The sequence below is a fragment of the Serratia marcescens subsp. marcescens ATCC 13880 genome (genome assembly GCF_017299535.1).
GTDB classification, from domain to species: domain Bacteria; phylum Pseudomonadota; class Gammaproteobacteria; order Enterobacterales; family Enterobacteriaceae; genus Serratia; species Serratia marcescens.
Window position 1 is genome coordinate 4577029 of sequence record NZ_CP071238.1, and the last position, 25157, is coordinate 4602185.

22 protein-coding genes and 1 tRNA gene are annotated in these 25157 nt (G+C 56.1%); 20 read left to right on the plus strand and 3 right to left on the minus strand.

Annotated elements, in window-relative coordinates; genetic code table 11:
- Positions 1-115: 115 nt before the first annotated feature.
- The 16 genes from msrP (at position 116) to J0F90_RS21970 (ending at position 15595) form a co-directional block, all read left to right on the plus strand.
- Positions 116-1117: a protein-methionine-sulfoxide reductase catalytic subunit MsrP gene (gene msrP, locus J0F90_RS21895; RefSeq protein ID WP_033639286.1), complete on the plus strand. Its 1002-nt coding sequence runs from the start codon at positions 116-118 to the stop codon at positions 1115-1117.
- Complete coding sequence (gene msrQ, locus J0F90_RS21900; RefSeq protein WP_033639285.1) at positions 1118-1717, plus strand: protein-methionine-sulfoxide reductase heme-binding subunit MsrQ; 600 nt, start codon at positions 1118-1120, stop codon at positions 1715-1717.
- A 287-nt stretch (positions 1718-2004) separates the two neighbouring features.
- Positions 2005-2457: a type II 3-dehydroquinate dehydratase gene (aroQ, locus tag J0F90_RS21905; protein WP_004936891.1), complete on the plus strand. Its 453-nt coding sequence runs from the start codon at positions 2005-2007 to the stop codon at positions 2455-2457.
- Positions 2458-2489: 32 nt separating this feature from the next.
- Positions 2490-2957, plus strand: coding sequence for an acetyl-CoA carboxylase biotin carboxyl carrier protein (gene accB / locus J0F90_RS21910; protein ID WP_004936889.1), 468 nt, complete (start codon positions 2490-2492; stop codon positions 2955-2957).
- Positions 2958-2969: 12 nt separating this feature from the next.
- Positions 2970-4319, plus strand: a complete 1350-nt coding sequence (gene accC / locus J0F90_RS21915; RefSeq protein ID WP_004936886.1) for an acetyl-CoA carboxylase biotin carboxylase subunit — start codon at positions 2970-2972, stop codon at positions 4317-4319.
- 418 nt (positions 4320-4737) lie between these two features.
- Complete coding sequence (locus J0F90_RS21920; RefSeq protein WP_028127541.1) at positions 4738-5805, plus strand: cupin domain-containing protein; 1068 nt, start codon at positions 4738-4740, stop codon at positions 5803-5805.
- 25 nt (positions 5806-5830) lie between these two features.
- A complete protein-coding gene (locus J0F90_RS21925; RefSeq protein ID WP_033639284.1) occupies positions 5831-6784 on the plus strand; it encodes a lactate/malate family dehydrogenase in 954 nt (317 codons plus the stop codon).
- On the plus strand, positions 6784-9015 hold the full coding sequence (locus J0F90_RS21930) for a cell envelope integrity TolA family protein (RefSeq protein WP_033639283.1): 2232 nt from the start codon (positions 6784-6786) through the stop codon (positions 9013-9015). The genes J0F90_RS21925 and J0F90_RS21930 overlap by 1 nt, the downstream gene beginning before the upstream one ends.
- Positions 9016-9062: 47 nt before the next feature.
- On the plus strand, positions 9063-10268 hold the full coding sequence (locus J0F90_RS21935) for an MDR family MFS transporter (protein ID WP_016930245.1): 1206 nt from the start codon (positions 9063-9065) through the stop codon (positions 10266-10268).
- A 196-nt stretch (positions 10269-10464) separates the two neighbouring features.
- Positions 10465-10541 (plus strand) — tRNA-OTHER (locus J0F90_RS21940).
- Positions 10542-10760: 219 nt separating this feature from the next.
- Positions 10761-11003, plus strand: coding sequence for a YhdT family protein (locus J0F90_RS21945; RefSeq protein ID WP_004936865.1), 243 nt, complete (start codon positions 10761-10763; stop codon positions 11001-11003).
- Complete coding sequence (panF, locus tag J0F90_RS21950) at positions 10993-12438, plus strand: sodium/pantothenate symporter (protein WP_033639282.1); 1446 nt, start codon at positions 10993-10995, stop codon at positions 12436-12438. The genes J0F90_RS21945 and panF overlap by 11 nt, the downstream gene beginning before the upstream one ends.
- Positions 12439-12449: 11 nt before the next feature.
- The gene (gene prmA, locus J0F90_RS21955) at positions 12450-13331 is read left to right on the plus strand and encodes a 50S ribosomal protein L11 methyltransferase (RefSeq protein WP_019453179.1); all 882 of its coding nucleotides are present in this window, start codon (positions 12450-12452) and stop codon (positions 13329-13331) included.
- A gap of 392 nt (positions 13332-13723) precedes the next feature.
- The gene (gene dusB, locus J0F90_RS21960; RefSeq protein WP_033639281.1) at positions 13724-14728 is read left to right on the plus strand and encodes a tRNA dihydrouridine synthase DusB; all 1005 of its coding nucleotides are present in this window, start codon (positions 13724-13726) and stop codon (positions 14726-14728) included.
- Positions 14710-15006 carry a DNA-binding transcriptional regulator Fis gene (gene fis / locus J0F90_RS21965; RefSeq protein ID WP_000462905.1) on the plus strand — a complete coding sequence of 99 codons (297 nt, stop codon included), beginning with the start codon at positions 14710-14712 and terminating at the stop codon, positions 15004-15006. The genes dusB and fis overlap by 19 nt, the downstream gene beginning before the upstream one ends.
- A 241-nt stretch (positions 15007-15247) precedes the next feature.
- Positions 15248-15595: a YkvA family protein gene (locus J0F90_RS21970; RefSeq protein ID WP_016930248.1), complete on the plus strand. Its 348-nt coding sequence runs from the start codon at positions 15248-15250 to the stop codon at positions 15593-15595.
- Positions 15596-15768: 173 nt separating this feature from the next.
- Here J0F90_RS21970 and J0F90_RS21975 read toward each other — a convergent pair whose 3' ends face one another.
- A complete protein-coding gene (locus J0F90_RS21975) occupies positions 15769-16110 on the minus strand; it encodes a hypothetical protein (protein WP_016930249.1) in 342 nt (113 codons plus the stop codon).
- A 248-nt stretch (positions 16111-16358) separates the two neighbouring features.
- Here J0F90_RS21975 and lpxO point away from each other — a divergent pair, with 248 nt between their 5' ends.
- From lpxO to J0F90_RS21995, 4 genes are all read left to right on the plus strand, one after another.
- Positions 16359-17264 carry a lipid A hydroxylase LpxO gene (gene lpxO / locus J0F90_RS21980; RefSeq protein ID WP_004936848.1) on the plus strand — a complete coding sequence of 302 codons (906 nt, stop codon included), beginning with the start codon at positions 16359-16361 and terminating at the stop codon, positions 17262-17264.
- Between the two features lie 301 nt (positions 17265-17565).
- Positions 17566-18486: a kdo(2)-lipid IV(A) palmitoleoyltransferase gene (lpxP, locus tag J0F90_RS21985; protein WP_016930250.1), complete on the plus strand. Its 921-nt coding sequence runs from the start codon at positions 17566-17568 to the stop codon at positions 18484-18486.
- Positions 18487-18599: 113 nt separating this feature from the next.
- Entirely contained in the window at positions 18600-19295 is a 696-nt protein-coding gene (locus tag J0F90_RS21990) for a CTP synthase C-terminal region-related (seleno)protein (RefSeq protein WP_227944621.1), read from the plus strand.
- 703 nt (positions 19296-19998) lie between these two features.
- On the plus strand, positions 19999-23937 hold the full coding sequence (locus J0F90_RS21995) for a non-ribosomal peptide synthetase (RefSeq protein ID WP_033639280.1): 3939 nt from the start codon (positions 19999-20001) through the stop codon (positions 23935-23937).
- 41 nt (positions 23938-23978) lie between these two features.
- Here J0F90_RS21995 and J0F90_RS22000 read toward each other — a convergent pair whose 3' ends face one another.
- Together J0F90_RS22000 and J0F90_RS22005 are read right to left on the minus strand one after the other, a co-directional pair.
- Positions 23979-24668, minus strand: a complete 690-nt coding sequence (locus J0F90_RS22000; RefSeq protein WP_004936833.1) for an LrgB family protein — start codon at positions 24666-24668, stop codon at positions 23979-23981.
- Positions 24661-25083 carry a CidA/LrgA family protein gene (locus J0F90_RS22005; protein WP_028127545.1) on the minus strand — a complete coding sequence of 141 codons (423 nt, stop codon included), beginning with the start codon at positions 25081-25083 and terminating at the stop codon, positions 24661-24663. The genes J0F90_RS22000 and J0F90_RS22005 overlap by 8 nt, the downstream gene beginning before the upstream one ends.
- Positions 25084-25157: the final 74 nt, after the last annotated feature.

Here is a 25157-nt window from a genome sequence, read left to right on the forward strand (position 1 = left end):
AATTTCATATTTTCCCGCGCCCCCTCGCTTCCGGCCGGCTTTAGCGCCATGCTTATTTCATGAAGACCCGTCAGCCGCTCGCGGACGGCGGGCATCAGTCGTGGAGAACATAAGCATGAACAAAAACCCGAAATTAACCGAGGCCGACGTCACGCCGGAGAGCGTGTTTCACCAGCGACGCAAGGTGCTGCAGGCGCTCGGCATCACCGCCGCTACGCTGGCGCTGCCTACCGGCGCGCAGGCGGACCTGCTGTCGTGGTTCAAGGGCAACGATCGCCCCAAGGCGCCGCCGGGCAAAGCGCTGGCATTCAGCAAACCGGCCGCCTGGCAGGCGCAGCTGGCGATGACGCCGGAAGACAAGGTGACCGGCTACAACAACTTCTATGAGTTCGGCCTCGACAAAGCCGATCCGGCCGCCAACGCCGGCGGGCTAAAGACCGAAGGCTGGAAAGTGCGCATCGATGGTGAAGTGGCGAAACCGATCACGCTGGATATCGACGATCTGATGAAGCGTTTCCCGCTGGAACAGCGCATTTACCGTATGCGCTGCGTCGAGGCCTGGTCGATGGTGGTGCCGTGGATCGGTTTCGAACTGGGCAAGCTGATCAAGCTGGCCGAACCGAACAGCAACGCGCGCTACGTGGCCTTCCAGACGCTGTACGATCCGGAGCAGATGCCCGGCCAGAAAGATCGCTTTATCGGCGGCGGCCTGAAATATCCCTACGTCGAAGGGCTGCGGCTGGACGAGGCGATGCATCCGCTGGCGCTGCTGACCGTCGGCGTATACGGCAAAACCCTGCCGCCGCAAAACGGCGCGCCGCTGCGGCTGATCACGCCGTGGAAATACGGCTTCAAAGGCATCAAATCGATCGTGCATATGCGTTTGGTGCGCGATCAGCCGCCGACTACCTGGAACCAATCCGCGCCGAACGAGTACGGTTTTTACGCCAACGTGAATCCGCACGTCGATCATCCGCGCTGGTCGCAGGCCACCGAGCGCTTTATCGGCTCCGGCGGCATTCTCGACGTCAAACGCCAACCGACGCTGCTGTTCAACGGTTATGCCGACCAGGTAGCGTCGCTGTATCGCGGCATGGATCTGCGGGAGAATTTCTAAGTGCGCCTGACGCCTGTTCATATCAAATGGCTGAAAGCCGCCCTGCATCTGGCGGCGTTTTTGCCCTTTTTGTGGTTGGTGCTGGCAGTGGATCAAGGCTGGTTCAGCGCCGATCCGTCCAAGGACATCCAGCATTTCACCGGCAGGATGACGCTGAAACTGCTGCTGACCACGCTGGCTATCGCCCCGCTGGCGCGCTACGCCCGCCAGCCGTTGCTGATCCGCTGCCGCCGTCTGATGGGGCTGTGGTGCTTTGCCTGGGGTACGCTGCACCTGATAAGCTACTCCACGCTGGAGCTGGGGCTGAGCAATCTCGGCCTGCTGGGCAGCGAACTGGTGAACCGGCCCTATCTGACGCTCGGCATCCTCACCTGGCTGATCCTGCTGGCGCTGGCGGCCACGTCGACGCTGTGGGCGATGCGCAAACTGGGCGCCAAATGGCAAACGTTGCACAACTTCGTCTATCTGGCGGCGATCCTCGCCCCCATCCACTACCTGTGGTCGGTCAAAACCTTTTCTCCCCAGCCGTTCATTTACGCGCTGTTGGCGGTGGCGCTGTTGGGCCTGCGTTACAAGAAATTCCGCGCCTGGTGGCGCTGAATCGCACGGCGATACGCGTTATCGCCGTAGAAAAACGCACGCCGCCGTCGGGAACTTTTTCTGTGTTCCAGCGCTCATATTCCCGTCGCGGCCCCCCGAGTTGGTCGATTTGGGGTTGAATATCTTCGCTGATAAGACCAGTATTTAGCTGCGAATTGCTACGATATCGTTATAATGCCCGACCTTGTTTCTGTTCTCAGGGTGAATTTGCCCCTTAACAGGTGACAAATCGGTAACATCGGGTTATTTTCTACGATGATGGTTTTATTGCCGGAGATACCAGCACAATGGCGGATAAGTTTCACATTTTGCTTCTGAACGGCCCCAATCTCAATCTGCTGGGGACGCGTGAGCCGGAGAAGTACGGCAGCACGACGCTGACAGAGATTGTTAACGGATTGGAAAACCAGGCATCCGCATTGGATATTACCCTGAGCCATCTGCAGTCCAACGCCGAGCATCAGCTGATCGATCGCATCCATCAGGCGCGCGGCAACACCGATTTCATTCTGATAAACCCGGCGGCGTTCACGCACACCAGCGTGGCGTTGCGCGATGCGTTGCTGGCGGTGCAGATCCCGTTCATCGAGATCCACCTGTCCAACGTGCACGCCCGCGAACCTTTCCGCCATCACTCTTATCTCTCAGACGTAGCGGTAGGCGTGATTTGCGGCCTCGGCGCGGATGGCTACGCTTTCGCTTTACAGGCAGCGGTTAACCGTCTGTCGAAAACCCACTAATTGCTCCACAAAAAGAGTACGGAATCACACTCATGGATATTCGTAAAATCAAGAAACTGATCGAACTGGTTGAAGAATCAGGCATTTCTGAACTGGAAATCTCTGAAGGCGAAGAATCGGTTCGCATCAGCCGTGCCGCACCGGCGCAGGCTTATCCCGTCATGCAGCAGGCTTACGCGATGCCGGCACAGCAGCAGCCAGCCCTGGCTACCGCCGTTGCCACCGCGCCTGCGGCAGAAACCCCTGCAGCACCGGCGGCCGTGAGTGGCCACGTCGTTCGTTCCCCAATGGTAGGCACCTTCTACCGCACCCCAAGCCCGGACGCGAAAGCCTTCGTGGAAGTGGGCCAGAAAGTGAACGCCGGCGATACCCTGTGCATCGTTGAAGCCATGAAAATGATGAACCAGATCGAAGCGGACAAGTCCGGCGTCGTGAAAGCCATCCTGGTGGAAAACGGCCAGCCGGTCGAATATGACGAGCCGCTGGTCGTCATCGAATAACGAGGCGCCCCCATGCTTGATAAAATTGTTATCGCCAACCGCGGCGAGATCGCGCTTCGCATCCTGCGTGCCTGTAAAGAACTGGGCATCAAGACCGTTGCGGTTCACTCCGCGGCCGACCGCGATCTGAAACACGTGCTGCTGGCCGACGAGACCGTCTGCATCGGTCCTGCGCCATCGGTAAAAAGCTACCTGAACATCCCGGCCATCATCTCGGCGGCGGAAATCACCGGCGCGGTGGCGATCCACCCTGGCTACGGCTTCCTGTCCGAGAACGCCGACTTCGCCGAGCAGGTTGAACGCTCCGGTTTCATCTTCATCGGCCCGAAAGCCGAAACCATTCGCCTGATGGGCGACAAGGTTTCCGCGATCAACGCCATGAAAAAAGCCGGCGTGCCATGCGTGCCGGGCTCCGACGGCCCGCTGACCGACGACATGGATAAAAACCGTGCCTTCGCCAAGCGCATCGGTTATCCGGTGATCATCAAGGCCTCCGGCGGCGGCGGCGGTCGCGGCATGCGCGTGGTGCGCAGCGACAAAGACCTTGAGCAGTCCATCAACATGACGAAAGCGGAAGCCAAAGCGGCTTTCAACAACGACATGGTGTACATGGAAAAATACCTGGAGAATCCGCGTCACATCGAGATTCAGGTATTGGCCGACGGCCAGGGCAACGCCATCTATCTGGCCGAGCGCGACTGCTCCATGCAGCGCCGCCACCAGAAAGTGGTCGAAGAAGCGCCGGCGCCGGGCATCACCAGCGAAATGCGCCGCTACATCGGCGAGCGCTGCTCGAAAGCCTGCGTGGAAATCGGCTACCGCGGTGCGGGCACCTTCGAGTTCCTGTATGAAAACGGCGAGTTCTATTTCATCGAAATGAACACCCGTATTCAGGTAGAGCACCCGGTTACCGAAATGATCACCGGCGTGGACCTGATCAAAGAGCAGCTGCGCATCGCTGCCGGTCAGCCGCTGTCGATCAAACAGGAAGAAGTGAAGATCCACGGCCACGCGGTAGAATGCCGCATCAACGCCGAAGATCCGAACACCTTCCTGCCGAGCCCGGGCAAGATCACCCGCTTCCACGCGCCAGGCGGTTTCGGCGTGCGTTGGGAATCTCATATCTACGCCGGTTATACCGTACCGCCGTACTATGACTCCATGATCGGCAAACTGATCACCTTCGGCGAAAACCGTGACGTGGCGATCGCCCGCATGAAAAACGCCCTGGCTGAACTGATCATCGACGGCATCAAAACCAACGTTGAGCTGCAGCAGAAGATCATGAACGACGAAAACTTCCAGCACGGTGGCACCAACATCCACTATCTGGAGAAGAAGCTGGGTCTGCAGGAAACCTAAGGCAGCCACGCAGCATCGTCTGACGAAAGGCCGGTTAATCACCGGCCTTTTTCTTTTCTCACGCCCGCCTGATTTTTTCATTCAATCGCGCAAAATAGAATCAAATCTTCACAGATAACTTTCTCTTCACATTCATCGAGCGCCTCCCCCGCAGCACCACAAAAAACATAACAAACTGTTTTTAAACTAAAAATATTTAACCCATAGCTTTAAAATAAATATTAGCAAGAAAAAAACTCAACTCCTCGCATTTTCACACGCCATAAGCTTTAACAAAATTAACGTATTAATTACAAAGCTTGACCCCGATCACATCCGCTCGGTGATAGCCCGTGCTATTGTCGCCGTCGATCGAATGCAGCGCGCTCTTTTTCTCTTTTTATTTATCCTTTTTATTGACTTAGATGAGTATGTCTTAATGAGCCATGTAACTGAATACGACCGTAAGCCCGTGTTTTCCCAGTACCACCGTGCTGACATGGAAACCATAAAAAGCATTAAGGAAAACGGGATTGAGAAGCTTTTGGGCGAAGTGAAGAATTTCCGCGCCAATGAGGAAATGAACCGCTTTATTCCCGAACAGGCACGCCTGGCAGTAAGCTGGGTGCGTCTGGCGAAAAACGAAAAGCTGGATGTGCATGTTCATCCAATATCTTCGCTGTATATCATTTGTGAAGGGGAAGCGATCCTGCTGGGAGACGGCGTTGACCGCCGGGCCGTTCCAGGCGATGTCATCTGCATTCCGCCAGGCGCGGATCACGGCTTCATCGGCGCGGGCGACAACGGCTACTGGGGGCTGTCAATCCAGTTTGAGGAGCGCGGGCTCTATGAAGATCCAAGCAAGCCGCTGGTGACTTTCGATCAAGATCCCTACGCTTACTACCATCAGCTTAAAGCGCATAACGCCCGCTACATCGAGCGCTACCAGGACAACAAGATCTTTACCGCATTCGCCAAGGATAAAACGTTCTCCGAGGCGAAAAAATCCTTGTTCCTGGACTACCTGCAGATCCTGTCCGATCAGTTCCAAAAAATGGTGCTGCTGCGTAGCGCACTGTGTGAAGACGTTCGCTTCTCACGTTTCTTCAGTGAGCATCTGAAAGAAGAATTCGGCCATGACGAGGTGCTGCGCAACAGCCGCGATAACCTCCAAGTTCGCGAAGACGCGATCTTTGAAGCACTGTGCATCTGGTTCAACCACCAGATGATCACGCTGGATAATCTGGAACAGGCTATCCTGGTGCACTTTGTCATCGAAGGTTCGGCTTTCGTTTTCTATAACAACATCAAACACGTGTTCGATCCGAGCAAACAGAACCATTTCGAGGATCACTCCGAATTCGATGGCGATCATCAGGAAGTGGATAAAGCGTTCTTCAAGGGGATGACCGAAGAACAATTCCAGCGTGTCAAAGCCGTACTCGATAAAGGGTGGAGTATGGTTGAGAAGCAGTATGCAAGACTGGCCGAACTGATCGAAGCATAAGCCGGGCAGGTCATCAGGAGCGGTCATGAAAATTGTTTTATTGGGATTCGGCGGCATTGGGCAAGAGACGCTAAACGCGCTGTTAAGTACGACTGAGCGACGTGGCAGCGTCAAAGAAGTCGTGATCATCTGCCGAAATACCGAAAAGTATTCAGCCGTTTGCGAAGATATTCTTGATGGCCTGCTGGCGGAAGCGCTCTTCTCACGCCATAACCGAACGTCTTTACCCAAGATTGTTGTGACGGATGACTACCGCCACATCGAGGGGGCTGGCGTGATCCTCTGTTGCTATGGCGTGCCTTCAACCTTTCCGATGCATGACCGCCAGGCGTTGCTGGACGATCACGTACGGCTCAGCGAGGCCATTTTTAGCCGAGCCAAACCCTTCATTGCTCCCGGCTGTCACATCATCAATGCGGTCAATCCGGTGGATAGCATCAGCTATTACATCGATAAAATCCTGCTCGACTCTCGCTGCCGGGTGATAGGTATCGGCGCCGCGCACAATACCGCCAGGCTGCTGAAAAGCATCTGCCGCATTTCCGGGATCGACATGCAGCGCATCGACGCGCGTAGCCTGACAGTCTGCGGCGAGCACGGCGCCGGGTTGGTGCCCTTGCTCAGCCAGGTAACAACCGACGAGGGACCGTTGAACCAGGTACTTTCGGCACAGGCGCTGGCGCAAATCGTCACCGATACCCGCAATCAAGGGTTGGACATATTTCACAAAATGCGGCGCCCTCCTAAATATGGCCCGTCCGCCTCCATTCTTATCTTGCTTGAGCGCATCATCCAACGGGACGAAACCCCCTGCTGCGGTTCGGTCTGGCTGCCGGAACTGGGCGTGTTCATGTCCTGGCCGCTGGCTCTGCGCGACGACGTCTTTACGCCGCTGTCGCTGATGCCCAATCAGGATGAACAACAACAAATCCACCAGGCGGCGCTCAAGTTAAAAAACATCATCCAAGGTTTTAGCTGATGACGACCGATCAAACCAGACAGACTTTCCGCGATCTCTACATGCCGTTACGCCCTGAGTATCGTTTTCTTTCGCCACTGTACGGGGTGCTCTGGTGCAACAACGAACTCGCGGAAAAGTATTACCGTTTTCTTGGCGCCGATCACCCGATCGGCCAGGTAGCGCGCGCGTTGTTCTACCGTACTGACCTGGTCGAGTTTGACGTAAGCAAAGAGGTGAAGAACCCGTTCACCTGGTTTTCCCCCTCTACCCTTGCACGGCTGGTGGCTTTCATGAGCAGCCAGCGTTTCACCGACAATGATATCGCCTCGTTATATCAGCATGTACGAGATGAAACGGACTTTCACGCTGCCATTGAGCAGCAACATCGGCTTTCTGTGCAAATACGCCGGCTTTGCGACAGCGTGCTGCAACAGTTCGAGGACACAAAAGCGCAGATCGCGGCCGCAGAACGCGAAGCGCTCTCCCTCGGCGCCCATGTGAAAGCGCAAGAAAAAGCGCTGAACCAGATCCTGCAACAGGCGGAAAATGCCGCCAAAGCGCAGCCGTCACGGATCCCGCCACTGCGAACCGCGATCGCCGCGCTAAAAGCCGGTAAAAAAGCGCTGGGCAAGAGCGCTGCGGAAAATAAAGAGGCGCAACTGTTGGCGCTCAATGCCGAAATCGCCGAACTGGAAGCACGCGTGAATGCGGCGCAGCAAGAAGCCGTGCATCAAGCCGGCCTGCTCCCCGACTGGCAAAACGCGCAGGCCGCCGTCGAACATGCCCGCCGGCAAAAAGATGAAGCCACCTTGCGCGCCAGCATGCTGGCGGAAAGTTTTACCGAAAGCACCGTCGCACGGCTGCAAACTGAGGGATTCAGCGCCGACTTCATTGCATTGCATCTGCCTTTCAACAAGTATCACCGCTATCTGCCGCGACGTGTGCAGGATTACGTCGGTATCCACTGTGCAGATCGCGACAGCTTGCTGGCCGAGTTGCACAGTTTATGTCGTTTACTGATCGCGGCCAGCCGCACCGCCGGGCACGACAGAGAGGTGTTTCATTTGCTCAACGCGGCGCTGTGGCTGAAATGCAAGGGTAACTTCGGCAAGTTGACCGCCTACATGCAGCAACTGCGGGAGCTGAGCGGGGAGCTGTTCGGCGAAACGGCGACGGGCGAGACGCACTTCCCCGATCGCTGCCATGACTACTACGATCGCGAAGTGTACGGCCGCTATTTTCCGCCGCTGTGCATCACCAAAACCTGCCGCCCCGCGCCGGATTCTGACGTCTCGTTCTCAGATTGCGGGGAGAGTTCGCTGCGCAACTTCATCAATGTCCTGGTGAAAAACCAAGCAAGCGCGCAGCTTGACGCCGGAATACTCAAACGCAGCGGCCTGGCTGTCGATCCGCGCGTCATCGCGTTCTATGAAAAAAACCCTCGTTTGGAAACGATCAGAAGCCAGGAAGTACATAACCAGTGGGCTGAAATTGCCTCATCACTCAATGCGCGCGACAGCCGAATCAAATACCTGACGCCAGGCAAAGACGCCTATTGCGAGTTGGCCGCCGGCGGCAACAACATGCAGCATATGCTGCAAGCGCTATTGGGCGAAGCTGATATCGCCACCATTTGCCGCCGAATCGCCTCCTCTTCCGGCATCGATATTCGTTGCGATCTCAGCGAATTCCACCCGGAACGGCACGATCTGGAAGACTTCACCAACGTTGTTCGCCTTGAATTCGACGGCAAATATGTCTTTCACTGGTATTTCCTCAAACAGCATTTCCGCTGCGCTTCGGCAGATCTGTTCAACGAAGAGGAAAATTATGTACGCCAGGCACTCGCCATGCTGAATGACGAGATGAAACAGGGCCGTCTGAATCGCGACCAGTTCCGCGCACTGCTCAGTTTCCATCTGAAAGAGAAACCCGTGGCGCAAGTCAAAATGATATTCGACAGCCTTGGCGCTACCCTCGTCGGAGATGAAATGACGTTCTTGATGTTGGGTAAATTGAACTCCGTCGATTCCATGTTTGAATACTGCATGAACGTTCTGGCGATTCCAACGCTGGCGCATAGCGCGCCAGTCTCGGCGACTGTCGCCGCGATTATTCAAGGCATCAGCCCGCATCCGGTTATCTTCGATCAGCGGAAAAATCTCATCGCGAGGATTAGAGAGGCCGGAGTGACGCCGTTACTCACTCTGGCTAACCGATGGGAAAAGGAAAGTTTGGAAAAGGTGTAATACACTCGGTTCAACAGACGACGAGCAACATTTAAGGAGAAACCGCCTTGAGGTCAACATTCATCCCTTATTTCCCAAAAGAAATATGGGTTATCTTTATCGGGACGTTTTTGACGCGCGCCTGCTTTTTCATGATTTGGCCATTCATTACCATTCTCATGAGAAATAACTACGCGATGACTCCGGTGGAAATCGGCGTCATGATGAGCGTATCACTTATCGTGTCTATTTCTTTCGGCTATCTCTTCGGTGGCGCTTCAGACAAATATGGCCGTCGCACGTTGATTATTCTCGGTGCAATTGCCGCTATCATTTCATTTAGCGTACTTGCGTTGGCCAACTCACCGGCGTGGTATTTTGTCGGCATTTTACTCAATGGCATTTCGCGCTCATTGATCGAACCCGCCAGCAAAGCGGTGATCGGCGATATTCTCCATGACAGGCAAGAGCGAGAACGCGCGTTGAACATCCGCTACTTCCTGATGAACGTGGGCGCAGCCGTAGGCCCATTAGTGGGTGTCGCTCTCGGGCTGACGGCGCAGAAGGCCACCTTCTTCGTCACCGCATTGTCGTTCCTTTGCTATTTGCTGCTGGTGCTCGCGGTATTCAAAGCGGGGCACGGTAAAGAAACGCGCAACGCCACCTTCTCGTTCATTGGCTCTTTGCGGATTATCTGGAACGATCAGGCGTTCAAGGTTTTGGTTGTCGCCAACATTTTGGTGATGCTAGTCTACGGGCAGATCGACGTGACGCTGCCGCAATACCTCATGATCAGCCAGGTGCACAACCCCGAATACCTGCTCAGCGTGCTGATATTCATCAATGCAGCCACGGTGATAACGCTGCAGTATTTCACCGAGCGCTTTACCCGTCGCATGTCATTGGCACTGAAAACCAGCCTGGGCGTGTTCTTTCTCGCGCTTTCACAAATTGTCTTCCTGCTGGTTTCCAGTGAAAGCTGGGGGCTGTGGTTGGTCGCCATGTTCCTGCTCAGCCTCGGCGAAGTCATCCTGTTCCCTACGCTCAATATACAAATTGATCGTATGGCGCCGGCTAACCTAAAAGGGGCTTACTTCGGTGCCGCCACGTTTTACGAATTTGGCCTGGCGCTCGCCCCTTTTGTCGGCGGTTTGCTGTTAAAACAAGGTGGCGGTGGCGCCCTGTATGCCGTGATGTTCTTTTTATGCATCGGCGTCATCGTTCTTTATACTATTTCAGAAAGAATATCTGAGAAAAGAACGATAACCGTGTGACATTGTTAATCCGCTAATTAACGCCGCCCTTGTTTAAGCACATTAACGGGGCGGCTTTATCGTGATATTAATCACAGTAAATAAATAGCAAAGGATATGCAGGTTATTATTTAATCGAACGATTTATTTAATACCAAAAAATAAAAGAAATCTATTTACATGAATGATTAGGAGATGTTATAAATTTGTTTATTGCAGGCGTGTAGCTCAGTGGTAGAGCGCTGTGTCATACTTCACAGAGGTCACCTGGTTCGATTCCGGTTGCGCCAACCAATATAAAACCCATTCCTTTCCCATTCTATTTAATTATTTTCTCATCGAAATAAACCGGCAAAAATTTATATATTTACCCCTCTCTTTTCTTTCCATCGCCCCGTTGCGTTCACCGGAAAGGTGAATAATTTATTAGCCAAACGCCGCACATTCCGTACAATCCTGTTCCTTCATCTGTTCTTGTCACAAGCCATCATCGTAAACCTATGGGGGACACTGATGGACAAACGCTTTATTCAGGCGCACCGCGAAGCGCGCTGGGCGCTGGGGCTGACGCTGCTCTACCTGCTGGCCTGGGGGCTGGCGGCCTACCTGCCGGACAGCGCCATCGGCGTCACCGGACTGCCGCACTGGTTCGAAATGGCCTGCCTGCTGGTGCCGCTGCTGTTCATCGGCCTGTGCTGGCTGATGGTGCGCACGGTGTTCCGCGACATTTCGCTGGAGGACCGCGATGCAAACTGAAGTGATCCTGCCGCTGGTCGCCTACCTGTTGCTGGTGTTCGGCCTGTCGGTGTACGCCTATCGGCGCCGCCAGAACGGAAACTTCCTCAGCGAATATTTCCTCGGCAACCGCTCGATGGGCGGCTTTGTGCTGGCGATGACCCTGACCGCCACCTACATCAGCGCCAGTTCGTTTATCGGCGGGCCTGGCGCCGCCTACAAATATGGCCTGGGCTGGGTGCTGCTGGCGATGATCCAACTGCCGGCGGTGTGGCTGTCGCTCGGCGTGCTGGGCAAGAAATTCGCCATCCTGGCGCGGCGCTACAACGCCATTACTCTCAATGACATGCTGTATGGCCGCTACCAAAGCCGCCTGCTGGTGTGGCTGGCCAGCCTCAGCCTGCTGGTGGCGTTCCTCGGCGCCATGACGGTGCAGTTCATCGGCGGCGCACGCCTGCTGGAGACCGCCGCCGGCATTCCTTACGACACCGGCCTGTTGATCTTCGGCATCAGCATCGCGCTGTACACCGCCTTCGGCGGCTTCCGCGCCAGCGTGCTGAACGACGCCATGCAGGGGCTGGTGATGCTGATCGGCACCGTGCTGCTGCTGGTGGCGGTGATCCATGCCGCCGGCGGACTGGACAGCGCTGTGAGCAAACTGCAGCAGATCGATCCGGCGCTGGTGTCGCCGCAGGGCGGCGATCAGATCCTCAGTCTGCCGTTTATGGCGTCATTCTGGATCCTGGTGTGCTTCGGGGTGATCGGCCTGCCGCACACCGCCGTGCGCTGCATCTCCTACAAGGACAGCAAGGCGGTGCATCGCGGCATTCTGCTCGGCACCGTGGTGGTGGCGGTGCTGATGTTCGGCATGCACCTGGCCGGCGCGCTCGGCCGCGCGGTGTTGCCGGATCTCAAGATCCCCGACCAGGTGATCCCGACGCTGATGATCACCGTGTTGCCGCCGTACGCCGCCGGGATCTTTTTGGCGGCGCCGATGGCGGCGATCATGTCGACCATCAACGCCCAACTGCTGCAGTCCTCCGCCACCATCATCAAGGATCTCTACCTGGGCGTGCGGCCGCAGCAGATCCACAACGAGCGGTTGATCAAGCGCTTCTCCAGCCTGACCACGCTGATCCTCGGCCTGCTGGTGCTGCTGGCGGCCTGGCGCCCGCCGGAGATGATCATCTGGCTCAACCTGCTGGCTTTCGGCGGGCTGGAGGCGGTGTTCCTGTGGCCGCTGGTGCTGGGTCTGTATTGGGAACGCGCCAATGCTCAGGGAGCGCTTAGCTCAATGGTGTCGGGTGCGGTATGCTATACGCTATTGGCCAGCTTCAACCTGCAACCGGCGGGGCTGCATCCTATCGTGCCTTCGCTGTTGCTCAGCCTGTTGGCGTTTTATCTCGGTAACGTCGTCGGCGAAAAGCGCCGGGCGGCGTCATCATTACCCTCTTGAAGAGAATTGCTATGCCTTGGATCCAACTCAAACTGAACACCACCGGCAGCCAGGCGGAAGACCTGAGCGACGCGCTGGTGGAAAGCGGCGCCGTGTCGGTGACCTTCCAGGACACCCATGACAACCCGGTGTTCGAGCCGCTGCCGGGTGAAACCCTGCTGTGGGGCGATACCGATGTGATCGGCCTGTACGACGCGGAAACCGATATGGCCGAGGTGGTGGCGATGCTGGAGCAGCACCCGCTGCTGGGCGCCGGTTTCCGCCACAAGATAGAACAGCTGGAAGACAAGGACTGGGAGCGCGAATGGATGGACAACTTCCACCCGATGCGCTTCGGCGAGCGCTTGTGGATCTGCCCGAGCTGGCGCGACGTGCCGGATCCTGACGCGGTTAACGTGATGCTCGATCCGGGCCTGGCGTTCGGCACCGGCACCCACCCGACCACCGCGCTGTGTCTGCAGTGGCTGGACGGCCTCGATCTGGCCGGCAAAACCGTCATCGACTTCGGCTGCGGTTCCGGCATTCTGGCGATCGCCGCGCTGAAGCTGGGTGCGGCGCGCGCTATCGGTATCGACATCGATCCCCAGGCCATTCAGGCCAGCCGCGACAACGCGCAGCGTAACGGCGTCTCAGAGCGTCTGGAGCTGTATCTGCCGAAAGACCAACCGGCGGACCTGCTGGCGGACGTGGTGGTCGCCAACATCCTCGCCGGCCCGCTGCGCGAACTGGCGCCGCTGATCGGTTGCCTGCCGAAGGCCGGCGGTCATTTGGGGCTGTCCGGCGTGCTGGCCAGCCAGGCGAGCAGCGTTGCGGAAGCCTACGAAGAGAAGTTCGCGCTCGATCCGGTCGCCGAGCGTGAAGAGTGGTGCCGCATCACCGGCCGCCGTAAGTAAGCGCCACGGTCTATTGCCCCCTCATCCACCGGCCCCGCGCCGGTGGATTTTTTTTGTCCGGCGATCGGCCACGGGCAAGACAAAATTTTATGCAATTTTTCGCCTTTCAACGATGGATCGCCCTGACAATGCGCCTTCCAGGCAGGCTATCCCGGCAAAAATAGCGGGCGAATGCAGATAATATTCTGCGCAAAGGCGAATATTTTACCGCACACAAAACAAGCGACTTTCGTCAACTCATTGTAAAATATATACAATATTTTTATGAATCACTGCGCAGCGCATTTTTTGCCCTAATAGCGAGCCAATTGGTTAAAGTTTGGCCTTTCATCTCGGCGCAAAAATGCGTAATATACGCGCCCTTGCGGACACAGTATGGTCACTCTTTGTCTATGCGCATTGGACACCACCAGCTTACTAATTGCCTGATTGCGGCCCCGATGGCCGGTATTACAGATCGCCCGTTCAGAACCCTCTGTCATGCAATGGGTGCTGGGATGGCCGTATCCGAAATGCTCTCCTCCAACCCGGAGGTGTGGCGGACGGATAAGTCGCGTCTGCGTATGGTGCATAGCGATGAACCAGGGATCCGCTCCGTGCAGATTGCCGGATGCGATCCTGATGATATGGCCGCCGCCGCGCGTATCAACGTGGCCAGCGGCGCGCAGATCATCGACATCAATATGGGATGCCCGGCCAAAAAAGTGAACCGGAAGCTTGCCGGGTCCGCTTTGTTGCAGTACCCGGATCTGGTTAAACGGATCCTCCACGCGGTGGTTGACGCGGTGGATGTGCCGGTAACGCTGAAGATTCGCACCGGCTGGGCGCCAGAGCATCGTAACTGTGTAGAGATTGCCCAACTGGCCGAAAACTGTGGTATTCAGGCCCTGACGATTCACGGCCGAACCCGCGCCTGTCTGTTTAACGGCGACGCGGAATACGACAGCATTCGGGCAGTTAAGCAGAGTGTTTCCATTCCGATTATCGCGAATGGGGATATTACTGACCCGCATAAAGCCAGAGCAGTGCTCGACTACACCGGGGCCGATGCCCTGATGATAGGCCGCGCTGCTCAGGGGAGACCCTGGATCTTCCGGGAAATCCAGCATTATCTGGACACTGGGGAGTTGCTGCCGCCGCTGCCGCTTGGCGAGGTGAAGCGCTTGTTGATTGGGCACATTCGGGAATTGCACGGCTTCTATGGCCAAGGCAAGGGATTCCGGATTGCTCGTAAGCACGTGTCCTGGTATCTCCAGGAACACGCTCCGAATGACCAGTTTCGGCGCACATTCAACGCCATAGAGGATGCCAGCGAACAGCTGGAGGCGTTGGAGGCATATTTCGAAAATCTTAGCGTAAAAAAAGAGCTGACAGAACTATGTTCGAACAACGCGTAAATTCTGACGTACTGACCGTTTCTACCGTTAACTCACAAGATCAGGTGACTCAAAAGCCTCTGCGTGACTCGGTTAAACAAGCACTGAAGAACTATTTTGCTCAACTGAACGGTCAAGACGTAAATGACCTGTATGAGCTGGTACTGGCTGAAGTTGAACAGCCACTGTTGGACATGGTGATGCAATACACCCGTGGCAACCAGACCCGCGCAGCCCTGATGATGGGCATCAACCGCGGCACGCTGCGCAAGAAGCTGAAAAAATACGGCATGAACTGATACTAGTCAGTTAACGTGTTGATAAAAGGCGCTTTATCTCATTTGATAAGCGCCTTTTTCTTTTGGGTAATTTCATTTCCAAGCGTACTATCCTTCCTCATCTCATTGCTGCTCATCTTACAAATGGTATTCTGGCAGCCGCATTCAAAGCAGGATGCTTGCCAATCCTCAAATAAGTTAAAGAACAATAATCAAACTCAATAATAATTAGTATAATTAATTGTTTTAAAAGGAAATTAAATTGGAAAACAAACATACTACAGCAGAAGATTTCGACGACAGCAGCTTCTGGAATAAAATCATGCGTTACGCAAAGAAAGCAGGAAGCGAGGTGATTGAGAAAGCACTTTGGCTTTACTTTGCCGCTCAACGTCCTAATACCCCACTGTGGGCCAAAACAGCCATCTATGGGGCGTTGGCGTACTTTGTATTGCCAATTGATGCGATCCCTGATGTCGTGCCTGTGGTGGGATACACGGACGATCTGGGTGTACTCGCTACCGCTTTAGCTTCTGTTGGCATGCATATCGACGACGAAGTAAAAAATGATACAAAGGAAAAAATGGCTGATTGGTTTGATGCAAAATAATCATGACAACCAGGCATATATGTCCCAGTAAAAAGCGTTAGCTAATACCAGTCGTTAACGTGTTGAAAAGGCGCCCTCTTGCAAGAGGTGGCGCCTTTTTCTTTTGTGGCCTGCCCGGTTTGCGGGCAATAAAAAAGGCCGCGGCGCGGCCCTTGGGGTAAAAAGCGGAGACCTTACTCGGTCGCTTTGTTCTTGAGGCTTTCCGCCCCTTGCTTGGTCTTGTCCCAAGCCTTCTCCGTACCTTGTTTGGTGGAGTGCCAGGCTTTTTGCGAGCCTTCGCTCACTTTGCTGCCGACGCTGTCGCTCTTGCCTTCAGCGGCGTGCTTGGCTTTCAGCTTCAGCTCTTCACCCTTGTCCTGAGACTGGTGCAGCTTTTCTTTGGCGGTATCCGCCCCTTTATGCGCCTCAGCGACGACCTCGTTGCTGGCGTGAGCGGCGGTGTCGGTCGCGGTTTCAGCAGCGAACACCGGGGAAGCGAGCAGCAGTGCAGACAAGGCAATGATTGATTTCTTCATAAGTCCCTCTTTTCTCAGATACGTGCCATTCGTCATGACACAAGATGGCATGAAACACCCCTTGAACGATTTAAGAATAGGACTAAAACCAAAAAAATCGATATAAAATTTCATTACCAACGGTTTTATTGATTTTTTATGCCACCAAGCAGTATGAGCGGGGAAAGCGCACGAAAAAGTTAAATTTTTCCTGTCACAAAACTATAATTTGTACGAATTTTTAACACGCACCAACAGGGATGGATTCTATGGTTGCCGCGATCATTATCGGCATTTTTATCATCAGCTTCCTCTACGCACACTCCCGCGGCAAAGAGAAACAAAAGCTTACCCGCCAACTGTTCGATCACTCCACCTTTATGGGGCCGATCAACATGTTTATGACCGGCTTCTCCCGTTTGCCCGCCAAACAGCCCTATTTCGACGAAAAAGGCTTCCCGGAGCTGCAGACGCTGACCGACAACTGGCAGGTGATCCGCGAGGAAGCCGTGCGCTTGCAGGATCACATCAAAAAGGCGCAGTCGCACAACGACGCCGGATTCAACACCTTCTTCAAACGCGGCTGGAAACGTTTTTATCTGAAGTGGTACAGCGACAGCCACCCTTCGGCGCAAACGCTGTGCCCGAAAACCGTCGAACTGCTCAACCGCATCCCATCCGTAAAGGCGGCGATGTTCGCCGAGCTGCCGCCCGGCAGCCATTTGGGTAAACACCGCGATCCTTACGCCGGCTCGGTGCGCTATCACCTGGGGCTGATGACGCCCAACGACGATCGCTGCTTCATCGAGGTGGACGGCGAGCAGCACAGCTGGCGCGACGGCCAAGCGGTGATCTTCGATGAAACCTACGTGCACTGGGCGCAGAACGCCACCGATCAGACGCGCATCATTCTGTTTTGCGACGTCGAGCGGCCCATGAAATGGCGCTGGGCGCAAGCGGTCAACCACTGGGTCGGCGCTACGCTGATGTCGGCGGCCAGTTCGCCGAATGACGATCAGGACCGCACCGGCGGCATCAACCGCATCTTCAAATACGTCAACGCGGTGCGCGACGCCGGCCAGCGCCTGAAGGCGCGTAATCGCCGCGGTTACTACCTGCTGAAGTGGCTGGTGATCGCCGCCATTTTCGCCGCCATCATCCTCCCCAGTCTGTAAACCGCCGCCAATCGTCAATCCAGAGGCAACGCGAATGAGAATATTCGCATGCCTCTCTTCCTCTGTACCCCGTACCCTGTGTTAACATACGCATTCCTAGAGCCGCCTCCGCTGGCCAACAGCTATCCCTCCGAAGCCTGATAGCAGCGCAAACCGCCCTTCGAATGTAAATGTTTAGTCAATTATGGAATTCCGACTAAACCCTGGCCGTACCTGGGTGTCTGAGTAGTCGTATCGCTATCGAGTGGAACCTTTATGCGTTACAGCTTGCTGCCCCTTTTAACGTATAAAAAGAGTTTCTATGAAATCAGCCAAAGCATTTCAACTGGCCTTGCTGCACCCGCGCTACTGGTTAACCTGGTTCGGCCTCGCCCTGCTGTTCCTGCTGGTCCAGCTCCCCTACCCGTTGCTCAATCGGCTGGGAGTGTGGATGGGGCGCACCTCGATGCGATTTCTCAAACGCCGCGTCACTATCACCCGTCGCAACCTCGAACTGTGCTTCCCCGAGATGGACGAAGCGCAGCGCGAGCGCAAGGTGGTGGGCAACTTCGAATCGCTCGGCATGGGCCTGTTGGAAACCGGCATGGCCTGGTTCTGGTCGGATAAACGCGTCAAACGCTGGTTCAACGTCTCCGGCATCAACCACCTCAAAATGGCGCAGCGCGACGATCGCGGCGTGCTGGTGATCGGCGTGCACTTCATGTCGCTGGAGCTGGGCGGCCGGGCAATGGGCCTGTGCCAGCCGATGATGGCGATGTACCGTCCGCACAACAATAAAGCGATGGAGTGGGCGCAGACCAAAGGCCGCATGCGTTCCAACAAGGCGATGATCGACCGCAAGGATCTGCGCGGCATGGTGCACGCGCTCAAGCGCGGCGAGGCGGTATGGTTCGCGCCGGATCAGGACTACGGCCCGCGCGGCAGCGTATTCGCGCCGCTGTTCGCCGTCGATCAGGCCGCCACCACCAGCGGCACCTTCATGCTGGCGCGCATGGCCAACCCGGCGCTGGTGCCGGTGGTGCTGATCCGCCGCGAAGGCGGCCGCGGCTACGACCTGCTGATCCAGCCGGCCCTGGAAGACTATCCGCTCAGCGACGAACAGGCGGCGGCGGCTTACATGAACAAAGTGATCGAGAAAGAGATCATGCGGGCGCCGGAGCAATACATGTGGCTGCACCGCCGCTTCAAAACCCGACCGGCTGGTGCGCCCTCGCTGTACTGACCTTTTTTTCAGCCCGGCCGACGCCGGGCTTTTTTGTGCGCCGCGTTTAAAAAATCTGCGGCTCAAAATCCCGCTTTCCTGTAATCTCCTTCTTTACCCGCACAGGAAAGGAAATGATGAAAGCTCAAGTCCGCATTGCTCTGGTCGGTGATTACAACCCGCAAGCCGTGGCCCATCAGGCCATCCCCGTGGCGCTCCAGCTCACCGCCGCCCATCTCGACATCGACGTGCAGCCCCAGTGGCTACCGACCGAAACCTTGACCTCCCCCGATGTCCTGCAAGATTTCGATGCCATCTGGGTGGTGCCGGGCAGCCCGTATCGACACGACGACGGCGCCTTTATGGCGATCCGCCATGCGCGGGAAAACGACGTGCCGTTCCTCGGTTCCTGCGGCGGCTTTCAGTACGCCATCATCGAGTACGCCCGCAACGTGATGGGCTGGCACGACGCCGGCCATGCGGAAACCGACAGCGGTGGCCGGTTGGTGATCGCCCCGCTGAGCTGCTCGCTGGTGGAAAAAACCGGCGACATCGTTTTTCAGCCTGGCACCCGCGTCGCGCAGGCCTACGGCTGCCTGAACACCCATGAAGGCTACCACTGCAACTTTGGCGTGAATCCGGACTTCGTCGCCGACCTTGAGCGCTTCCCGCTGATTATCAGCGGCCACGATGCCGAAGGCGACGTGCGCGCCATCGAACTGCCGGGCCGGCGTTTTTACGTCGCCACGCTGTTCCAATCAGAACGCGCTGCGTTGCGCGGCGAGCTTTCGCCGCTGGTGGTGGAACTGATCAAAGCCGCCGTCTGCTAACCTGCCACCTTCCCCGTAGGATCCAGCCGCAGCGAGACACGGTTCTCGTTGCGTCTTTCATTTCGGGTATCAACTCGACATCAACGTTTCACATTTATTATCTCATTAAAGTTAATCCATTAATCGCTCAATAACGGATCATTCATCGCAGTTTAATTGAAACGTCATACTCCTATGAAAGTTAACAGCAGCATTACGAATAAAGAAATGCATGAAATCACAATAAGCTTTATTTCTTATTATTCATTATTATTTCTTTTATAATAATACAGCATAAGAAATTCTTTATAATTTTTTATGATTCAGCCTGTTATCTCTGGCAGAGAAGCCATCGAACTTGCCCGCTTAGATACCACTCCGTTATCGTTCACGATCCTCCTCAGCGCCGCCCCTTTTCATCAAAAATAAAAAAACACAAATAAAACATAGCATTATACCATTACACCTGCTGATGACACGCAGAAAAAACAGTCAATCTTGATTAACACGCGACAAAAGCAATGACAAAAAATTAGTTTAAAAATAAATAAAATATAAATCATTAATCATGAAAATATTGAATTAATTATAATTAAACAAAACCATTAAAAATATTTAATGTGAAAACAGGCCAACTTAATAATCACCTTTTATAATATTCGAGTGCTTGGCTGCGACTCACTTTATTTAATTCGATTCATTCCTCATTTGTGGAGGTGGTTCCGTGTCCGCTTATTCCCTGACGACCGTGCAACAAGCCGTGTGGCTAGACCAATCTTTAAACCCCGATATCCCCTTATATAACGTTGGGTGTTTATGGCGCGTAGAGCGCGAGATTTCGCTACCGCTTTTTCAAGAAGCCATACGGCAAATACAGCAACAACATGATGCGTTGCAAACCACGCTGAAAGAAACGCCGCAAGGCATTACCCAGGAAACCTGCGACCGGGCCTATATCGACCTGCATTACCATGATTTTTCGCAGAGGCAAGATGCCATCAGCCTGGCAGAAACACACCTTCGTTCTCAATTCCTGCAGCCTTACTCACTGTATGACAGCCTGCTTTGGCGCTGCCACCTGGCCAAAGTCAGCGGATCCAGCACGCTATGGCTGCTTGCTTCCCATCATCTGATTGCGGACGGCACCTCAATTTCCCTGCTGAGCAAAATGATCATGGAGCGCTATAAACAATTAAAAGCAGGGATAAAAAACGAAGCCCCCCGCTCGCGTTACCAAGACTTCGTCATTAGCGATCGCGCCTATCAGCAGTCCCCACGCTACGAGCGCGATCGTGATTTCTGGTTGAAGCGTTTCATCGACGCGCCCCCCTCCATGCTGGAACGCCGCCAAAATCACTGTGAGCAACAAACCTACCCCAGCCATCAGATAATCAAGCGGTTGCCACGCGAGCGTTTCCTTCAGTTGGAACAATGCGCCGCCGCACAGGGCGGTTCTGCCATGCATTTTTTTAGCGCTTTGCTGGCCACCTGGTTCGCCCGGATTTGGCAAACCGATCAATTCACGCTGGGCGTGCCGGTACATAACCGCAGTACCGCCGAACATAAGCAAACTTTGGGCATGTTTTCCTCGATGATCCCACTGCGCATCACGGTCGATTCACAGCAGTCCTTCGGCCACTTACTGCGACAAATCGGCAGCGAGCTGCGCCAGTGTTATCGTCACCAGCGTTTTCCCATTGCCGAACTCAACCGCCAGTTGAACCTGCATCAGCAGGAGCGGCGCCAGCTGTTCGACATCAGCTTTTCGCTGGAGGTTTTTCCGACCGACATCGAACTGGAGGGCAGCCAGTTCAAAGTTGAAAACCTGCACCACGGTCAGGAACAGCTGCCCCTCGGCGTCTACCTGCGCCATTACCATCCGGGCGACGACCCGCTGCTGGAGTTCAACTTCAATCAGGCCTGGTTCGGTCAGGAAGACGGTGAACGCATCGCCGCCCGCATACTGCACCTGCTGAACACCCTACTGGACGGCGATCCGGCGCTGCCGCTGGGGCAGTTGCCGCTGCTGTTGCCGCAGGAAAGACAGCAAATCTTCCATCAATGGAATGAAACCCGACAAACATGGGCAGACATGCCGCAAGGCGTACATCAATTCCTGGAACGGCAGGCCGCGCTGACGCCAGAAGCGCCGGCGCTGTGCTACGAAGACCACGAGATCAGTTATCAACAGCTGAATCAGCGGGCGAATCGATTGGCTGCCTTTCTCAGGCTGCAGGGATTACAGCCTGACGATCGCATCGCGGTATGCGTCAACCGCAGCCCGGATATGGTGATTGCCCTGTACGCCATCCTGAAGGCGGGCGCCGCCTATGTACCGCTCGATCCCGACTATCCGCAAGACCGTCTGCGCCACATGCTGCAAGATTGCGGCGCCAGATTCGTTCTGATCGACAATGGCGGCGAACACGCGCTGCACCCGCTGTGCGATATCGCCGTGCCGCGATTGCATCTTCAGCGTGAGAGTCATCTGTGGCGGCAAGCGCCGGATGGCAACCCGCCGCCGCTGGCCTCCGATCCACAGCGCAGCCTGGCTTATGTGATTTACACCTCCGGCTCGACGGGGAAACCCAAAGGGGTGATGAACGAACACCGCGGGGTGATCAACCGACTACTGTGGATGCAAAAGGCGTATACACTGACGCCGGATGATGTCGTGCTGCAGAAAACGCCGTTCAGCTTCGACGTCTCTGTGTGGGAGTTTTTCTGGCCGATGATGGTCGGCGCCCGGCTGGCCATCGCCAAACCGGGCGGTCACCAGGAACCGGATTATCTCAGCGCCTGCATCGCACAACATGGCGTCACCACACTGCATTTCGTCCCCTCTATGCTGCAACTGTTTCTGCGCCACGGCGATATGGCGCAGTGCGCCTCCCTGAAACGCATCGTGTGCAGCGGCGAGGCGTTGCCGCTCGCTACGGTACAACGTTGCCTGCAGCAGTTGCCGCAGGCGGAACTGCACAATCTCTACGGCCCGACGGAAGCCGCCGTAGACGTTTCCAGTTGGCAATGCCTGCCCGATGATCCTCGCCCACTGGTACCGATCGGTAAACCGATCGCCAATACCCAGCTCCATATTCTGGATGACCAACTACAACCGTTACCGCCTGGCATCGCCGGCGAATTGCATATCGGTGGTATTCAGGTTGCCCGTGGTTATCTGAACCGCGCGGCGCTGAGCGCCGAGCGATTTATCGCCGACCCTTTCAGCGCCGAGCCGCAGGCTCGCCTGTATAAAACCGGCGATCTGGCCCGCTGGCTGCCGGATGGCAACATTGAGTATCTGGGCAGAAACGATTTCCAGGTCAAAATCCACGGCCTGCGCATTGAATTAGGTGAGATCGAGCAACAGCTCAGACAGTGTTCAGGGGTTGAAGACGCGGCCATTCTGGCGCGGGAAGACGAAAGCGGCGGCAAGCGCCTGGTCGCCTATGTCATCGCCCCAGAGCAAACGGCCGCCGCCGCCGAATGGCGTCGGCAATTGCAGCAACACCTGCCGGACTTTATGGTGCCGTCCTGTTTTATCCGGCTGGATGCTTTTCCGCTGTCGCCCAACGGCAAGCTGGATCGCAAAGCGTTACCGGCACCGGCCAACATGCAGGAAACCGCTGCTTATGAAGCCCCGCAAGGCGAGCTGGAACAGCAGTTGGCCGAACTGTGGAGCGAACTGCTGGGCACAACGCGCATTGGCCGCGACGATGATTTCTTCGCGCTGGGCGGCCATTCGCTGCACGCCATTCAACTGCTGGTTAAACTGAAGCGACACGGGCATTCGTTAGGCATTAAGACGCTGTTTGCTCACTCGACGCTGCGCGGCCAGGCCCGTATCCTCACCGACGGCGTGCCCGCAACGGCTCCAGCCACCTCCGAACCCCTGCAGCAGCTGTTGACGCGCCTGAATCAGGCCAGTTTTACCTTTAAACAGGTAGAGCGCCTGAACCACGCCATCACCCCCGACAGCGTTTGGATGATCCATCCCGCCGTCACCGGTTGCGATGTTTATCGCGATCTGGCGAACTATTTAGAAAAAGATTTCAATGTGTTAGGCATCAACAATTATAACCTGTTCCAACAGCCGCACATCACTTCGCTACGCGAGCTGGCGGCGTATTATCTCGGCCATATGCGGTTGTCGCCGGCGCGCCCCGTCCGTCTGTTGGGTTGGTCGCTAGGGGGCCTGATCGCGCTGGAGATGGCAGCTCAACTGGAAAGCCAAGGCTATCGCGATATCCAACTGTTCCTGCTTGATACCTTCTACCGAACCCCATTCCAGATCCGCAGCGAGCCGGGCATGCTGGCGGCGATGCTGGCCATGTTGGGTATTGACGGCGAGGCCGCCGACCGGGCATTAAAGGCCGAGCCGACGGAGCTGACATTGGCGAAACAAACGCTCAGCGCACCGTTGCAACATGCACGCATCACGCTGTTCAAGGCGACCGAAGATGCAAATCTGAATATCACCGGCCTGGGCGATGAGCGGGAGCTGCTGGCGATTGCCGACAATGGCCTGTCGGCAATCTGCCAGCATCTGCAGGTGCATCCGTTGCCCTGCAATCATCACTCTATTATCTTCAGCCACGAGGAGATAGGACGCGCCTTGCGCCAGTCATCGCGCACGCCGGCGATGCTCGGCAACCTTCCTTGACGCTCTACGGTCTGCGGCGCCGTTCGCCGCAGACCGCCTCCTTACCACATCAGCCGGCCGATAAGTGGCGCGGCCACCACCGTGATAATGCCGGCCAACATCATCACCAGGCTCGACACTACGCCCTCCTGTGGCCCCAGTTCATAGGCGCGGGCGGTGCCGGCGCCGTGCGACGATGCGCCAAAGCCGGCCCCTTTCGCCAGGCGGCTGCGTACAGCCAGCCGCAGAAACAGAATGTCGCCCACCGCCATGCCGAACACCCCGGTGATCACCACGAACAGCGCCACCAGGTCCGGCTGGCCGCCCATCTGCTTGGCGGCCTCCAGCGCAAACGGCGTGGTGATCGAGCGCACCGCCAGGCTGCGCTGCACCTCTTCCGGCAGCGTCAGCAGGCGCGCCAGCCACACCGAGCTGTACACCGCCACCAGCACCGCCGTCGTCACCCCGGCGGTCAGCGACAGCCAGTGGCGACGAATGATATGCAGGTTCTCGTACACCGGCACCGCGAAGGCGATGGTCGCCGGCCCCAGCAGCCACAGCAGCCAGTGGGTTTCACCGATGTAGTCCTGATAGGAGATGTGGGTGACCACCAGCAGCAACACCAGAATCATCGGCGTCAGCACCAGCGGCATCAGCAGCAACGTGCGGCGGCGGCGATAGAGTTTCTTGTTGGCGAAATAGAGCGCCAGCGTCGCCAGAAAACAGGCCAGGCTAAGGATAAAATCATTCATGGCGCTGCTTCCGCCGCTGCAGCCAAATCTCCAGCCGATACACCCTGTCCACCACCAGCCCGGTGGCGCCCAGCGTCAGCATGGTGCTGATCGCGATCACCAGAAAGATCTTCCAGCCCTCGACCATCAGCAGCTGGGCATAGTTGACCACCGCCACCACCGCCGGCACGAAAAACAGCAGCATTTCCGCCAGCAGCCAGCGGGAGCCGGCCTTGACCCAGCTGAGCGGCAGAATGCGCAGCAGGATCAGCGCCAGCAGCATCAGCATGCCGACGATATTGGCGGGGAGCGGCAGGTGGAATTGTTGCACCAGACGATCGGCGATCAGGAACAGCGCCGCATACAACGCCACCTGGATCGGTACCTGCAAACGGGTCAGCAGGGAGGGGGCAACGCGGCGTAACGCCAGAGACATGAAAGATGACCTCGAACAATAAATTGACGGCCTACAGTATACGCAGCCGGGAAACCACGCCTGAAATGAATTAA

Bases quoted from the DNA above. Each gene is read 5' to 3' on its own strand.
- msrP (WP_033639286.1), top strand. From the start codon at position 116: ATGAACAAAAACCCGAAATTAACCGAGGCCGACGTCACGCCGGAGAGC.
- aroQ (WP_004936891.1), top strand. From the start codon at position 2,005: ATGGCGGATAAGTTTCACATTTTGCTTCTGAACGGCCCCAATCTCAAT.
- accB (WP_004936889.1), top strand. From the start codon at position 2,490: ATGGATATTCGTAAAATCAAGAAACTGATCGAACTGGTTGAAGAATCA.
- accC (WP_004936886.1), top strand. From the start codon at position 2,970: ATGCTTGATAAAATTGTTATCGCCAACCGCGGCGAGATCGCGCTTCGC.
- J0F90_RS21920 (WP_028127541.1), top strand. From the start codon at position 4,738: ATGAGCCATGTAACTGAATACGACCGTAAGCCCGTGTTTTCCCAGTAC.
- J0F90_RS21925 (WP_033639284.1), top strand. From the start codon at position 5,831: ATGAAAATTGTTTTATTGGGATTCGGCGGCATTGGGCAAGAGACGCTA.
- J0F90_RS21930 (WP_033639283.1), top strand. From the start codon at position 6,784: ATGACGACCGATCAAACCAGACAGACTTTCCGCGATCTCTACATGCCG.
- J0F90_RS21945 (WP_004936865.1), top strand. From the start codon at position 10,761: ATGGACAAACGCTTTATTCAGGCGCACCGCGAAGCGCGCTGGGCGCTG.
- panF (WP_033639282.1), top strand. From the start codon at position 10,993: ATGCAAACTGAAGTGATCCTGCCGCTGGTCGCCTACCTGTTGCTGGTG.
- prmA (WP_019453179.1), top strand. From the start codon at position 12,450: ATGCCTTGGATCCAACTCAAACTGAACACCACCGGCAGCCAGGCGGAA.
- dusB (WP_033639281.1), top strand. From the start codon at position 13,724: ATGCGCATTGGACACCACCAGCTTACTAATTGCCTGATTGCGGCCCCG.
- fis (WP_000462905.1), top strand. From the start codon at position 14,710: ATGTTCGAACAACGCGTAAATTCTGACGTACTGACCGTTTCTACCGTT.
- J0F90_RS21975 (WP_016930249.1), bottom strand. From the start codon at position 16,110: ATGAAGAAATCAATCATTGCCTTGTCTGCACTGCTGCTCGCTTCCCCG.
- lpxO (WP_004936848.1), top strand. From the start codon at position 16,359: ATGGTTGCCGCGATCATTATCGGCATTTTTATCATCAGCTTCCTCTAC.
- lpxP (WP_016930250.1), top strand. From the start codon at position 17,566: ATGAAATCAGCCAAAGCATTTCAACTGGCCTTGCTGCACCCGCGCTAC.
- J0F90_RS21990 (WP_227944621.1), top strand. From the start codon at position 18,600: ATGATGAAAGCTCAAGTCCGCATTGCTCTGGTCGGTGATTACAACCCG.
- J0F90_RS22000 (WP_004936833.1), bottom strand. From the start codon at position 24,668: ATGAATGATTTTATCCTTAGCCTGGCCTGTTTTCTGGCGACGCTGGCG.
- J0F90_RS22005 (WP_028127545.1), bottom strand. From the start codon at position 25,083: ATGTCTCTGGCGTTACGCCGCGTTGCCCCCTCCCTGCTGACCCGTTTG.